At 62.0% G+C, this 12,894-nt stretch carries 14 protein-coding genes; 7 read left to right on the forward strand and 7 right to left on the reverse strand.

The window, feature by feature from the left end; all coding sequences use genetic code 11:
* The first annotated feature begins 249 nt into the window (after positions 1 to 249).
* From macA to ACE3O2_RS09635, 5 genes are all read left to right on the forward strand, one after another.
* Complete coding sequence (gene macA / locus ACE3O2_RS09615) at positions 250 to 1,386, forward strand: macrolide transporter subunit MacA (RefSeq protein ID WP_374336958.1); 1,137 nt, start codon at positions 250 to 252, stop codon at positions 1,384 to 1,386.
* Positions 1,383 to 3,320 carry a MacB family efflux pump subunit gene (locus tag ACE3O2_RS09620; protein ID WP_374336960.1) on the forward strand — a complete coding sequence of 646 codons (1,938 nt, stop codon included), beginning with the start codon at positions 1,383 to 1,385 and terminating at the stop codon, positions 3,318 to 3,320. Before macA ends, ACE3O2_RS09620 begins: the two co-directional genes overlap by 4 nt.
* A 2-nt stretch (positions 3,321 to 3,322) precedes the next feature.
* Positions 3,323 to 4,681, forward strand: a complete 1,359-nt coding sequence (locus tag ACE3O2_RS09625; protein WP_374336962.1) for an efflux transporter outer membrane subunit — start codon at positions 3,323 to 3,325, stop codon at positions 4,679 to 4,681.
* Between the two features lie 52 nt (positions 4,682 to 4,733).
* A complete protein-coding gene (locus tag ACE3O2_RS09630) occupies positions 4,734 to 5,657 on the forward strand; it encodes an AraC family transcriptional regulator N-terminal domain-containing protein (protein ID WP_374336964.1) in 924 nt (307 codons plus the stop codon).
* 117 nt (positions 5,658 to 5,774) lie between these two features.
* The gene (locus tag ACE3O2_RS09635; RefSeq protein ID WP_374336966.1) at positions 5,775 to 6,062 is read left to right on the forward strand and encodes a putative quinol monooxygenase; all 288 of its coding nucleotides are present in this window, start codon (positions 5,775 to 5,777) and stop codon (positions 6,060 to 6,062) included.
* Here ACE3O2_RS09635 and ACE3O2_RS09640 read toward each other — a convergent pair whose 3' ends face one another.
* Entirely contained in the window at positions 6,063 to 6,554 is a 492-nt protein-coding gene (locus ACE3O2_RS09640) for a prolyl-tRNA synthetase associated domain-containing protein (RefSeq protein ID WP_374336969.1), read from the reverse strand.
* An 81-nt stretch (positions 6,555 to 6,635) separates the two neighbouring features.
* On the opposite strand from ACE3O2_RS09640, the gene ACE3O2_RS09645 reads away from it, so the two are divergent.
* Together ACE3O2_RS09645 and ACE3O2_RS09650 are read left to right on the forward strand one after the other, a co-directional pair.
* Positions 6,636 to 7,034 carry a MerR family transcriptional regulator gene (locus ACE3O2_RS09645; protein WP_374336971.1) on the forward strand — a complete coding sequence of 133 codons (399 nt, stop codon included), beginning with the start codon at positions 6,636 to 6,638 and terminating at the stop codon, positions 7,032 to 7,034.
* Complete coding sequence (locus ACE3O2_RS09650) at positions 7,027 to 7,458, forward strand: carboxymuconolactone decarboxylase family protein (RefSeq protein WP_374336973.1); 432 nt, start codon at positions 7,027 to 7,029, stop codon at positions 7,456 to 7,458. Before ACE3O2_RS09645 ends, ACE3O2_RS09650 begins: the two co-directional genes overlap by 8 nt.
* Here the strand turns inward: ACE3O2_RS09650 and ACE3O2_RS09655 are convergent.
* From ACE3O2_RS09655 to ACE3O2_RS09680, 6 genes are all read right to left on the reverse strand, one after another.
* Positions 7,407 to 8,360 carry a CysB family HTH-type transcriptional regulator gene (locus tag ACE3O2_RS09655; RefSeq protein ID WP_374336975.1) on the reverse strand — a complete coding sequence of 318 codons (954 nt, stop codon included), beginning with the start codon at positions 8,358 to 8,360 and terminating at the stop codon, positions 7,407 to 7,409. The genes ACE3O2_RS09650 and ACE3O2_RS09655 overlap by 52 nt on opposite strands.
* Positions 8,357 to 9,439 carry a sulfate/molybdate ABC transporter ATP-binding protein gene (locus tag ACE3O2_RS09660; protein WP_374336977.1) on the reverse strand — a complete coding sequence of 361 codons (1,083 nt, stop codon included), beginning with the start codon at positions 9,437 to 9,439 and terminating at the stop codon, positions 8,357 to 8,359. The genes ACE3O2_RS09655 and ACE3O2_RS09660 overlap by 4 nt, the downstream gene beginning before the upstream one ends.
* Positions 9,436 to 10,311, reverse strand: coding sequence for a sulfate ABC transporter permease subunit CysW (cysW, locus tag ACE3O2_RS09665; protein WP_374336978.1), 876 nt, complete (start codon positions 10,309 to 10,311; stop codon positions 9,436 to 9,438). The genes ACE3O2_RS09660 and cysW overlap by 4 nt, the downstream gene beginning before the upstream one ends.
* Positions 10,308 to 11,036 (reverse strand): sulfate ABC transporter permease subunit CysT, encoded by a 729-nt coding sequence (locus tag ACE3O2_RS09670; protein WP_374336980.1) that lies wholly within the window; start codon positions 11,034 to 11,036, stop codon positions 10,308 to 10,310. Before ACE3O2_RS09670 ends, cysW begins: the two co-directional genes overlap by 4 nt.
* Positions 11,037 to 11,161: 125 nt before the next feature.
* Complete coding sequence (locus ACE3O2_RS09675) at positions 11,162 to 11,851, reverse strand: RBBP9/YdeN family alpha/beta hydrolase (protein WP_374336982.1); 690 nt, start codon at positions 11,849 to 11,851, stop codon at positions 11,162 to 11,164.
* 10 nt (positions 11,852 to 11,861) lie between these two features.
* Positions 11,862 to 12,869: a sulfate ABC transporter substrate-binding protein gene (locus ACE3O2_RS09680; protein WP_374336984.1), complete on the reverse strand. Its 1,008-nt coding sequence runs from the start codon at positions 12,867 to 12,869 to the stop codon at positions 11,862 to 11,864.
* Between the last annotated feature and the right edge of the window lie 25 nt (positions 12,870 to 12,894).

The following is a 12,894-nucleotide window of genomic DNA, read 5'->3' on the forward strand; positions in this document are numbered from 1 at the left end:
TCCTGTTACCGGATCGACCCGACTGCTCACCGTAAGTGGGCAGTCCACACAGAGGGGCTGGTGGAAACACCAGCCCCTCTGTGTACATCCACCCGCCCAATAAAAGCTTATCTCAGACACGCTGTCACGCTCATGAGCCGATCTACAGCATGGCAGGCGTATTTTTTTAGGGCAGCCTAAGGGCACTTTTGGCATACTGCACGCACTTGATCCAGCCTAGGCTGGTGCTAACCCGGTTTTGATTCACCCATGTCCAGACTCAGCAAGCTGTTTACCCGGTATTGGAAGCGTGCATTGATCGTCACGATCATCTTGCTCGGGGGCGTATACGGCTATCGGCAATGGACCTATGAGCCACCGCAGGAATACCTGACGGCACCAGTGGTACGCGGCGACCTGGAGCAGGCGGTTCTGGCCACGGGCACGTTGCAGGCGCGTTACCAGGTGGATGTGGGTGCACAGGCTTCCGGTCAGTTACGCAAACTGTGGGTCGATGCCGGCAGCAAAGTACAGCAGGGGCAAGTGCTGGCGGAGATTGATCCCCAGCTGGTCGAGAGTGACCTCAAGTCGGCACTGGCACAGCGTGATGTGCTGCAAGCCCAGCTGAACAGCCGGCAAATCGGGCTGCAGCTGGCCCGCAAAGAGTTGCAACGGCAACAGGGTCTGTGGCAAACCGAAGCGACGGCACGCAAGGAGTTGGAAGCCGCCGAAGCCCAGGTCCGCCAGGGTGAGGCCGATACCGAAGCGCTGAAAGCGCAGATTCGCAACGCCCAGATCAATATCGATCGTAACCGTACAACACTGGGTTATACCCGCATCACCGCCCCTATTAGTGGCGAGGTGGTGGAAATCGTCACCCAGCAGGGCCAGACCGTGATTGCCAGCCAGCAAGCACCGGTAATCCTGCGGCTGGCAGACTTGCGCGAGATGACCGTGAAGGCGCAGGTTTCCGAAGCTGACGTGATGCGGCTGACGCCCGGCATGCCGGTCTACTTCACGGTGCTGGGTGCGCCGCAGCAACGCTACTGGGGCAAGCTGCGTACCGTATTGCCGATGCCGGAGCGGATCAATAACGCGGTGTTTTACCGCGCCCTGTTCGAGGTGCCCAATCCGCAAGGCAAGCTCAAAGTAGACATGACGGCTGAAGTCAACCTGTTGCTCGCGTCTGCCAAGCAAGTGCTGAACATCCCGCTGTCCGCACTGGGGGCCCGTAATGCCAAGGGGCTGCATGCCGTCAAAGTGCTGAGTGCCCAGCATCAGGTGCAAACCCGCTGGGTCCGCCTCGGCATGCAGACCAATACCCGGGCGCAAGTATTATCTGGCCTGAAAGCGGGCGAACTGGTGATTACAGGCGGCGGCGAAGGGGCCGCGAGCGTGGCGCCATGAGTCAGCCGCTGCTCTCGCTGCGCGAGGTCAGCCGCCGGTTCCCGGCTGGCGAACAGGACGTCACCGTACTGGACCGCGTCTCGCTGGACATCCATGCTGGCGAAATGGTCGCCATCATCGGCAGCTCAGGCTCCGGCAAATCCACGCTGATGAACATCCTCGGCTGTCTGGATCAGGCCAGCAGCGGCAACTATCAGATCAATGGCGAGGATACCGCCCGCTTCGAACCGGATGCCCTGGCTCGTTTGCGGCGGGAACACTTCGGCTTCATTTTCCAGCGCTACCACCTGTTACCCCACTTGAGCGCGCTCGACAATGTGGCGATGCCTGCCGTCTACGCGGGCCTGCCGCTGGAGGCCCGCCGCGAGCGTGCCTCCCAACTGCTGCAGCGGCTGGGCTTGGGCGACAAGCTGCACAACCGGCCCAGCCAGTTGTCTGGCGGTCAGCAGCAGCGTGTCTCCATTGCCCGTGCACTGATGAATGGCGGCGACATCATCCTCGCCGATGAGCCGACCGGCGCGCTGGACAGCCGCAGCGGCGAGGAGGTGATGCGCATCCTGCAGGAGCTGAATGCCGCAGGCCATACCGTGATCCTGGTCACCCATGACCCGCAGGTGGCAGCCCGTGCGCGCCGCATCATTGAAATTCATGATGGCCGTATTCTGCGTGACCAGCATCAGGATGCCACCCCACCAGCAACCATCCCGCATCAGCCCATGCAGCGTAACCCGCTGGCCATGCTGGGACAATTGGCCGAAGCCTTCAAGATGGCACTGCATGCCATGCTGGCCAACCGCCTGCGTACCTTGCTGACCATGCTGGGCATCATCATCGGCATCACCTCGGTGGTGTCGATCATCACCATTGGCGATGCCGCCCAGAATTACATCCTGACTGACCTGCGCTCCTACGGCACCAACACCATCGACGTCGGCCGTGGCAGCGACTGGGGAGACGACAAGGCCAATAGCATCCGCAGCCTGCAGGCGGGCGATCTGACCGCCCTCGCCAATGAACCCTACGTGGACAGTGTGACGCCTATTACCGGCACCGGAGTGCGTGGGAGGGTAGGGAATCTGGATGCCAGCATCGAAGTCAGTGGGGTCAGCGCGCAGTACTTCCGTGTGAAAGGCAAGACCATCGCCAGCGGCCTGCCTTTTAATGCGGATGATGTGGCTCGTCAGGCCCAGGTTGCTGTCATTGATGAGCGCACCCGCAAGAAACTTTTCCCTAACCGGGACCCGATCGGAGAGGTCATCCTGCTTGGGCACGTGCCGGTCCGGGTGGTGGGGGTGATGGCCAGCCGAAAGTCCATGTTCAGCGATGGCCAAAGCCTGCGTGTGTTGATCCCTTACACCACGGCAGGAAGCCACCTGCTGGGACGCTCTCACTTTGACTATCTGACCATCCGGGTGCGGGACGGTCAACCCCCGGTACTGGCCGAGCAGGCGCTGACCCGTTTGCTGACCCAGCGCCACGGCAGCAAGGATTTCTTCACGGAGAATATCGACGTCGCGATCCGACAGGTCACCACCGTCAGCAATACCCTCAGCCTGCTGCTGACGCTGGTTGCGGTCATTTCCCTGCTGGTGGGCGGCATCGGTGTGATGAACATCATGCTGGTATCGGTGACCGAGCGTACCCGTGAGATCGGCATCCGCATGGCGGTTGGCGCACGGCAGCAGGATGTGATGCAGCAGTTCATCACCGAATCGGTGCTGGTCTGCCTGGTCGGTGGTGGCATCGGCGTGGTGCTGTCCTGGGGGCTGGCTACGGTCGCGGGACTGCTGCTGCCCAGCTGGCAGATTGGCCTGCCGGGGCGTGCCGTGCTGCTGGCGGTCGTCTGTGCCAGCCTGATCGGCCTGATTTTTGGCTACCTGCCGGCCCGCCGTGCCGCCCGCCTTAACCCGATAGACGCGCTGGCTCGAGAATGACCATGTTCCGCCCTGCCCTGTTACTGACCTTGAGCTACTTGCTGACCGCCTGCGCACCCACGCCATGGCAGCGGCCCAAGGCAACGGTCCCCAAGCAATGGCAAACCGAGGCTTCCAGCCAGCCCCCGCTGTCAAACACCGACTGGTGGCAGGGCTTTGGCGACCCCACCCTGCTGCAGCTGCTGCAAACGGTACGCCGCGACAACCCGGACCTGGCGGCTTCCGCTCAGCGCATCCGCAAGGCCATGCTCGAAGCAGGTATCAGCGCACGTGACGCTTACCCCAGCTTCACGGCCAGCCTCAACCGTAATGCCAGTCGCACCCTGGGTGAAGAAGACAAGCAATGGCAGCGCCAGTACCAATCCTCGATCGGGGTGTCGTATGTAGTGGACCTGTGGGGGAAACTGGATGCCGCCCAACGCGCAGGCTCACTGGAGTGGCAGGCCACCGAAGCAGATCATCGGGCACTGCAGCTGACACTGGACCGACAGGTGGCGGAGCGCTACTGGGACATCGCGGCGGCTCGCACCAAGCTGGCGTATCTGGAGCAAAGCCGCCAATACCAGCAACGGGTAGTCCAGTTGCTGGAGCAGCAGCAGCGCTGGGGTGCCATCGCTCCCCAGGACCGTTTGCAGGCCGAGCAGCTGCTGCTGAAATACCAACAGGAACGCCTGGGCCAAGAGCAGGATCTGGCCAGCCACTATAATGCTTTGGCACTGCTGGCCAATCAGCCCCCGGGTTCCTTTCATCCGGACATCGCACCACTCCCCCTGCAATCCGCCCTGCCAACGGTGCAGGCTGGTTTGCCCAGCAGTCTGCTGAACCGCAGACCGGACCTGCTGGCCGCCGAGCAACGGGTACAGGCGCTGCTGGCCCATGTCGACGAACGCAAACGCGCGTTTTACCCAGCGCTGACACTGACCGGCGAACTCAGTGGCAGTAGTCCGGAGCTGCGCCATGTGCTGCGTAACCCGCTGGCACTGCTGGGCGCTGGCTTGGTACTGCCCTTCATGCAGTGGCCCACTCTGCAGCTGCAGCAGCAAGCCAGCGAAGCCGAGTACGAAGAAGCCATCATTCTGCTACGCAAGCGCTGGTATACCGCTTTCCAGGAAGTGGATGATGCGCTGTCGAACCAGCAACAGCTGGGCGAGCAAATCCGCTTGCAACAGCAGATCGTGCAGCGCCAGCAACAGCAGGAGCGCATTGCCGAGCAGCGCTATCGCGCCGGTGCGGTGGCGCTCAAGGAGTGGCTGGCCGCCAGCGAAGCCCGCAGGCAGGGCGAGCTGGAATGGCTGGACCTTCAGCTGGAACGCCTCAAAAGCCTGTCGCAACTCTATGCAGCACTGGGTGGCGGCTATTGATTGCACGTTAGGGAAAGGCGATGATGTGGCCTGATATTGACCTGACCCCGCCATGCCGCACGCCGCACCCGATCCCCTGCTGAGCCTGCAACAGCAGGCCCGCCCGCTGGCCAGCCAGCCCGGGCACACCGCGACTGCCCTGCCAGAGCTGTGGTTGTTCCGCAGTGACCAGCCCTTGTCGCTGGTACGCGGCTACAGCCCCTATAGCCAGGTGGCGGTTGCGCTCAGTGGCCGCAAGTGGATTCACTGTCAGGGACAGACGTTTCTCAACGATGCTCGTCAGCATGTGGTGCTGCACGGTCGGCATCATTATCAGGCCGAGGTGGAAGCCAGTCCGGCAGCGCCCTATATTGCCCTCAAGCTACAACTTCCCCCGGCCCTGTTGGGGCGCACCTTGCTGGAGCTGCTGGAAGATCAGTTGTTGCCGCGTCGCGAGGTGGCTGCCGCCGCTTTTGTCGGCGAAGTGAATGCGCCGCTGGCAGATGCCTTGTGCCGCCTGCTGGATTGCCTTGGCCACCCCGCCGAGCGCCGCCTGTTGGCACCGCTCTACTTGAAGGAAATCACCGTCCGGCTGCTGACTTCTGAGGCGGCCAGCGTGCTGCGCGCCGGGCTGACCCGCGAGCACCTGCAGGTGTTGCGCGCCATGCAATACATCGAGCGCCACGCCACCCGTCAGCCGGAGATCGACGAGATCGCATCCGCTGTGGCCATGAGTCGTTCCAGCCTGGGGCATCGCTTCCGTCAGATTGTCGGCATGCCGCCGGGGCAATATGCCCGCCAGTTACGGCTGGAGACGGCTCGCCTGCTGCTGCTCGACCAGCAGGTGTCGGTCGCGCAGGCGGCAGAACAGGCGGGCTACGCCAGTACCTCGCATTTCTCGCGCGATTTCCGCCGCCAGTTTGGCCTGAGTCCTGGCCGCTATGCGGATACCTTTCTGCGACAAGCGGTGCTGCCGCTGGCGGCGATGGCAGGCTGAGCTACCGGTTTGCACAATCCGGCATGTCGGCTGGCGTTCCCGGCATCGGCAGGCCGCTCGTCGCTGGGCACAATGGCGCTCCCGGTCAACGTGACCTCCATTCAGGATATCCAGACCATGAGCGCCCATCTGCTGATTCACTTTAACGCTCAAGCCGAGCACTACCCGGCCCTGTTGCAATTGCTGACTGAAGCCAGCCAGACGCTGCCGGGCCAAGGCGGCTGCGCACAATTTCAATTGTTTCGATCGCTGGAGCAGCCCCACGCGCTGACCGTACTGGAGCAGTGGCAATCCCGTGAGGACCATGCCGCCCACTTCGCCCGGCTGGAAGCCTCCGGGGGTTGGGCCCATGTGCAATCCCTGCTGGCCACCGCACCCCAGATACACTGGCTGCAAGTGGCTTGATCAGGCACGCCGGGGTACGTCGAGAATATCCGGCGTATGCCCGGTGGCTTGCAAAAAGTGACGCACATCGCGCTGACTCAGCACCCGCGTTGCCGTGTTGACCAAGGGGTGCGCCTGTACCGCAGAGGCATCCCACACTGCCTGATCCAGCACGCAGCGCACCTGTCGGCTTGCATCCTGCCACAGGGCCAGCAGCGACACCGAGCCCGGCTGCAATTGCAAATAGCGTTGCAGGCGCTCTGCGGAGGCCAGCCTGAGGCCGGACACTCCAAGCAACGGCGAAAGCGCCTTCAAATCCACCTGATAGTCTGACGGCACCACCAGCAGCAGATGCTGGCGGCCTTTACCGTCGCACAGAAACAGGTTTTTGGTGGGCAAACCCGGCACCTCAGCCGCCAGCCGATCCGCTTCCTCACAGGTAAAGACCGGAGGGTGGGTCCAGCACGGGCTGTCGATACCGTGTTGTTGCAGAAAATCATCAAGCGTCGTCATGACCCTACCCTGCCAGCAGGCTGGCAGCGCGTCAAGCCAGCCTGCTTGACTTTGAGTACACTCCAACTTTTACAGTGGGTCATGAACGCCATGTACAGCATCCAGGACATCAGTGCACAGACCGGGCTGAGCGCCCATACCCTGCGCTACTACGAGCGCATCGGGTTGCTCGGGCCGGTACCGCGTGCACCGGGCGGCCAGCGCCGCTACCGGGAGGATGACCTGCACTGGCTGGCGTTCCTGCAACGCCTGCGCGTGATCGGCATGCCCATCCGGGAGATGCAGACCTACGCCAGGCTTCGACAATCTGGTGACAGTACGCTCGCGCAGCGTCGAACCATGCTGGAACAGTATCAGACCGCCCTGCTGGAACGAATCGGACAATTGCAGCAGTCCGCCCACCGGCTGGACGAAAAGATCGCCCACTACCGGCGGCTGGAGCTGGCTATCACCGCGACCGGAGACCCCAACCATGAATGACACACGTTACGAGCGCGGCCTGCAGAAGCTGGCCGAGATTGACGGCCATGCTGGTCAGCAGGTGATCGACAGCTTGCAGGACTTGGCTCCCGACTTTGCCCGTTACCTGATCGAATACCCGTTTGGCGACATCTACAACCGCCCCGGCCTCGACCTGCGCGGGCGGGAGATCGCAGTGGTGGCGGCGCTGACTGCACTGGGCAATGCCGCGCCACAGCTGAAGGTCCACCTGCATGCAGCGCTGAATGTCGGGCTCAGCCGCGAGGAAATTCTGGAGGTGATCATGCAGATGTCGGTCTATGCCGGCTTCCCGGCGGCACTGAATGCGCTGACCGTGGCACGCACGGTGTTTGCTGAGCGTGCTGCTGAGACTCAGGCCACCGCAGACAGCCGCTCCGCCCCCTCGCCTTCGGCCAGTACCTGACTGATGCGGTATTCATCCAGCTCCGGGGCACACAGCTGAATGAAGCGATAGGCAAAGTCCCGCAGATAGTGACCCCGCCGCACCGCAATGCGGGTGGTGTTCTGCGGGAACAGGGTGTGGCTGTCCAGCAGGTGCAGACCCTGGTCGCGCCGGGCATTGAACGCCATCGAGGCAATGATGCCCACGCCCAGCCCCAGCTCGACGTAGGACTTGATCACGTCCGCATCCAGTGCCGACATCACCACATCCGGCAGCAAACCGGCATCGGTAAAGGCTTGGTCGATCCTGGCCCGGCCAGTAAACCCCTCGTGATAGGTGATGATCGGGTAGTCTGCCAACGCTTCCAGCGTGAGCTCGGGTACATCGAGCAGCGGGTGCCCGTCCGGCACCAGCACGCCATGATGCCAGTGGTAATAGGGAAAGGAGCCCAAGGGGGGATGTTCAGTCAGGGATTCGGTGGCGATGCCGATATCGGCCTGCCCGTCGATCAGCATGCGGGCAATCTCATCCGGGCTGCCCTGATGCAGCTTCAGGTGTACGCGCGGGAAGCGCCGCTTGAATGCGGTCACCACTTGCGGCAGCACATAACGGGCCTGCGTGTGAGTGGTGGCAACGGTCAACTGCCCTTCATCCCGCTGGCTGTACTGTTCGGCCAGCCGCTTGATGTTGCCCGCTTCGAGCAGCAGGCGGTCCACCATATTGACCAGCTCCTTGCCGGGTTCGGTCAACCCCAGTAGCCGCTTGCCTTTGCGGACAAACAGTTCCACCCCCAGTTCGTCTTCCAGGTCCTTGATATGCTTGGAGACCCCGGACTGCGAGGTAAACAGGACGTTGGCGGCTTCGGTCAGATTGAAGTTGCGGCGTACCGTCTCTCGGATGATGCGCAGTTGCTGGAAATTCATGCGGCGACTCCCGTTGCCAGCTGCCTGGCAAACAACTGCAGTCGCTGCGGTCGCAATGCCACCAGTTGCCCTTCCTGCAGCGCCAGCGACTGCAATTGCTCGCGGCTCAGCTCCACCTCGATCGGGGCACGCAGGCCCTCCAGACTTTCCAGCTCGACGCGGCTGCGGATACCAAAGGTCAACACCCGTGCCACTCGGGCAGCAATGCCCTCGCCCACACTCGCCTGCGGCAGAATATCCAGCTCATGCGGACGAGCAAAGGCAATCACCTCCTCGCCCTGGGCGAAGCTGCCCTGTAGCGGCAAGCTGGCCGCGCCGATCTCCACCCGCCCGGCATTGATGCGCCCGGCAAAGCGGTTGACGTTGCCGAGGAAGCCATACACAAACGGCGTTTCCGGTTGCTGGTAGACCTGCTCTGGCGTTCCCGTCTGTTCTACTTTGCCATGGTTCATCAGCACCACCCGGTCTGCCACCTCCAGCGCCTCATCCTGATCGTGCGTGACAAACAGGGAAGTGACATGCAGTTCATCGTGCAAACGGCGCAGCCAGCGGCGCAGTTCCTTGCGCACCTGGGCATCCAGTGCACCGAAAGGCTCGTCCAGCAACAACACCTTGGGCTCTACCGCCAGCGCCCGTGCCAGTGCAATCCGCTGCCGCTGCCCACCCGATAGCTGGGAAGGGAAACGGTCTGCCAACCAGTCCAGCTGTACCAGCTGCAACAGTGACATCACCCGCTCACGGATGGTGGCCTCCGACGGGCGCTCACGGCGGGGCTTCATGCGCAGGCCAAACGCGATGTTGTCAAACACCGTCATGTGCTGGAACAAGGCGTAATGCTGGAACACAAACCCCACTTGCCGTTCACGGGCATGCCGCGCTACGGCATCTTCGCCATCCAGAATCACCTGTCCGGCGTCGGCCTGCTCCAGCCCGGCGATGATGCGCAGCAGGGTGGTTTTACCGCAGCCAGAGGGCCCTAGTAATGCCACCAGCTCGCCAGAGGGAAACGACAGACTGATGTCATCCAGCGCGACAAATTGGCCAAAGCGCTTGTGAATATGCTGAACCTGAATGCTCATGGAGCCTCCCGAAGCAAGGATATCTGCCGTGCAGCCCGATGCTCCACCCAGGTTTTGACCACCAGGGTGAACAAAGCCAGCACCGCCAGCAGGGACGCTACGGCAAAGGCCGCAGCATGTTGGTATTCGTTGTACAAAATCTCGACCTGCAGCGGCAGGGTGTTGGTCATGCCACGGATGTGCCCCGACACCACGCTGACTGCGCCAAACTCACCCATCGCCCGTGCGCTGCACAGGATCACGCCATACAGCAGCCCCCACTTCACATTGGGCAGGGTCACATGCCAGAAGGTGCGCCAGCCATTGGCCCCCAGCACCAGCGCCGCCTCTTCCTCTTCCCGACCTTGCGCCTGCATCAGCGGGATCAGCTCACGGGCAATAAAAGGAAGGGTCACAAACAGGGTGGCCAGCACGATGCCCGGCACCGCAAAGATCACTTTGAGCTCATGGCTGGCCAGCCAAGGCCCCAGCCAGCCTTGCGCACCAAACAGCAGGACAAACATCAGCCCCGCCACCACCGGCGACACCGAAAACGGGATGTCGATCAGGGTGATCAGCAAGGTTTTGCCGGGAAAGTCAAACTTGGCAATGGCCCAGGCAGCGCATAGCCCGAACAGCAGGTTGACCGGCACGGCAATGCCCACCGCCAGCAAGGTCAGCTGGATGGCAGACCAGACCTCCGGGTCATGCAGGGCGCTCAACCAGGCTGACATGCCTTTGGCCAAGGCTTCCACCAGCACCACAACCAGCGGCATGAGCAAGAACAGGGCAAAGAAGGCCAGCGCCACCACCAGCAGGCTGAGACGCACCCAGCGTGGGTCACGGGTGGCCAGCGGATGGTGGGAGGCAGCCTGGATCACGATCGTACTCATGCTGGCGCTCCCTGGCGGCGTACCAGCCAGCCTTGCAGTCCGTTGATCAACAGCAGCATGATCAGCGAGAGGCTAAGCATCACCACCGCAATGGCGGTGGCCCCGGCATAGTCATATTGTTCCAGCTTGCTGATGATCAGCAGCGGCGCAATTTCAGAGACCATGGGCAAATTACCCGCGATGAAAATGACCGAACCGTACTCGCCCACACCACGGGCAAACGCCAGCGCGACAAACACCCCCAGCGGTTGAAAAGCGACCTTCAGACCCAAGGGCTCCAGCCACTGCCCCAACCAGCCATTGCGGGCATACAGTGCGGTCAGGGCAATACCCGCCACGGCGGTTGGCAAGGCAAAGGGCAAATCAATCAAGGCATCCACCACCCGTTTTCCCGGGAAGGGATAACGCACCAGAACCCAAGCCAGCAGCACCCCGAACACGGTATTGAGCAGCGCTGCCGCCATGGCCATACCAAACGACAGACGGTAAGAGGCCACCACGCGCTCCGACGTGGCGGCTTGCCAGAAGTGCTCCCACCCCAGCGAACCCGCCTTCAGCACCACCGCCAGCAGGGGCAGCAGTACCATCAGCAGCAGATACAGCAAGGTTATACCCAGACTGAGGCGAAAGCCCGGCAGCACATGCCAGCGCTGGCGGCGCGCCCTCCGGATGGATGGCCCATGGTGCGGTATGGCTTCCAGTGTCACGTCTGCACCGGCTGGCATGATGCGCTCCCTGTTATTGGTGAAAGCCAGTGTAGGGAGCCCGACAGTGCTTGAGAAATATTAAAAACTGCGTTCTTTATTCAATAAAGTGATTTGAAGCAATATCACTAAGAACTGACAAGCATTTAAGCTAAACGACTACCTGTTTGCCGCTCCAGCAAGAGCCGGGTGTGATGGCGCAGGCGAGAAAGGTGCCCACCTCGCCCTTTGGGCAGATAGAGGGCGTCATCATCATTTCCCAAGGGCATACCGGTCTGACAAGTCTGCAAGGCATGCAGCAATTGCAGGCCAGCAGGCCAAGGACCGAAACCGGCCTCCACATTGATATGCCCGGCCATACCCTGATTAACGAAGCGACTACCCCAGCGGTCCGCCCACCATGCCGCAGACGTCAGCCGCATCCACGGATCATTGCGGCTGGCCACCAGCACACTGGGGCAGGGCAAAGGTTTGTCTGGCAGCCAGGCCGCTACACCGGCTTGCCAGCTCACCTCCTCCGGGTGCAAGCCCAGCAAGTCAAAGCGCGCCGGGCTGGCCGGAGCCACCAGCAACGCCCCTGCCACCTTGCCGGGCAATTCCTGGATCGCCACCACACTGGCCAGGCAGCCAAAGCTGTGTGCCACCACATACACCGGCCCAACGGCCTCCTGTATGGCCTGGCGTACAGAGCTGGCCCACCAGGCCAGTACCGGCTGTGTCCAGTCAATGCCGGTGACCCGGCACGCCTGCGGCAGCTGCTGCTCCATCCAGCTCTGCCAGTGCGCCGGGCCACTGCCCATGTAGCCCGGCACCATGAGAATGGTGGCGTGAGACACAGCGTCTCCCTTACTTGACCGCGATCTGGTCAAACACCCCGCCATCGGCAAAATGGACTTTCTGTGCCTTTTGCCAGCCACCGAAAACCTGATCAATGGTAAACAGGTTCAGCTTGGGGAAGCGCTTGAGGTCTTCCGGCTGCGCCAGCTGCGGCAATACCGGGCGGAAGTAATGGTCTGCCGCCAGGCGCTGCCCTTCTGCAGAGTAGAGATACTGCAGGTAAGCCTGCGCCTGCTTCAGCTGTCCGTGCTTGCTGGCCACTTTGTCGACCACCGCCACCACCGGCTCGGCCAGGATGGATACCGAAGGCACCACAATCTGGAACTTGTCCGGTCCCAGCTCTTGGGTAGCGAGGAATGCCTCGTTTTCCCACGCCAGCAATACATCGCCAATACCGCGTTCGGCAAAGGTGGTCAGCGAGCCGCGTGCAGCGGAATCCAGCACTTTGACGTTACCATACAGCTTGCGTACAAATTCACGGGCGGTTGCCTCGGAGCCGCCCGGTTGCTTCAGAGCATAGCCCCAGGCCGCCAGATAGTTCCAGCGGGCACCGCCACCGGTTTTCGGATTGGGCGTCACCACCTCCACACCGGGCTTGACCAGATCGGACCAATCCTTGATGCCCTTGGGGTTGCCCTTGCGCACCAGAAACACGATGGTCGAGGTATAGGGAGCACTGTTATGTTCCAACCGTTTTTGCCAGTCGGCAGGCAGGTTACCGGTTTTGCTGGCAATTTCGTCAATGTCGTACGCCAGTGCCAGCGTGACCACATCCGCCTCCAGCCCGTCGATCACCGCACGGGCCTGTTTGCCAGAGCCGCCGTGAGACTGGTTGATGCGCAGTTCCTCGCCGGTCTTGCCCTTCCAGTAGCGGGCAAATTTTTCGTTGTAGTCCTTGTAAAACTCGCGGGTCGGGTCGTAGGAGACATTGAGCAGGTCTGCCTGCGCCCACAGTGGCACACTGGCGACCAGCGCCAGTAGCCAGCGGGAAGAGCGGATTCGTACAGATTGTTTCATGGTGTGACCTCATGTCGTGTGGAAT

The organism is Leeia sp., from assembly GCF_041909055.1.
Classification (GTDB): domain Bacteria; phylum Pseudomonadota; class Gammaproteobacteria; order Burkholderiales; family Leeiaceae; genus Leeia; species Leeia aquatica.

Coding starts and splice junctions, on each gene's coding strand:
- macA (WP_374336958.1), top strand. CDS start 250: ATGTCCAGACTCAGCAAGCTGTTTACCCGGTATTGGAAGCGTGCATTG.
- ACE3O2_RS09635 (WP_374336966.1), top strand. CDS start 5,775: ATGAGCGCCCATCTGCTGATTCACTTTAACGCTCAAGCCGAGCACTAC.
- ACE3O2_RS09640 (WP_374336969.1), bottom strand. CDS start 6,554: ATGACGACGCTTGATGATTTTCTGCAACAACACGGTATCGACAGCCCG.
- ACE3O2_RS09625 (WP_374336962.1), top strand. CDS start 3,323: ATGTTCCGCCCTGCCCTGTTACTGACCTTGAGCTACTTGCTGACCGCC.
- ACE3O2_RS09660 (WP_374336977.1), bottom strand. CDS start 9,439: ATGAGCATTCAGGTTCAGCATATTCACAAGCGCTTTGGCCAATTTGTC.
- ACE3O2_RS09645 (WP_374336971.1), top strand. CDS start 6,636: ATGAACGCCATGTACAGCATCCAGGACATCAGTGCACAGACCGGGCTG.
- ACE3O2_RS09620 (WP_374336960.1), top strand. CDS start 1,383: ATGAGTCAGCCGCTGCTCTCGCTGCGCGAGGTCAGCCGCCGGTTCCCG.
- ACE3O2_RS09650 (WP_374336973.1), top strand. CDS start 7,027: ATGAATGACACACGTTACGAGCGCGGCCTGCAGAAGCTGGCCGAGATT.
- ACE3O2_RS09630 (WP_374336964.1), top strand. CDS start 4,734: ATGCCGCACGCCGCACCCGATCCCCTGCTGAGCCTGCAACAGCAGGCC.
- ACE3O2_RS09655 (WP_374336975.1), bottom strand. CDS start 8,360: ATGAATTTCCAGCAACTGCGCATCATCCGAGAGACGGTACGCCGCAAC.
- ACE3O2_RS09680 (WP_374336984.1), bottom strand. CDS start 12,869: ATGAAACAATCTGTACGAATCCGCTCTTCCCGCTGGCTACTGGCGCTG.
- cysW (WP_374336978.1), bottom strand. CDS start 10,311: ATGAGTACGATCGTGATCCAGGCTGCCTCCCACCATCCGCTGGCCACC.
- ACE3O2_RS09670 (WP_374336980.1), bottom strand. CDS start 11,036: ATGCCAGCCGGTGCAGACGTGACACTGGAAGCCATACCGCACCATGGG.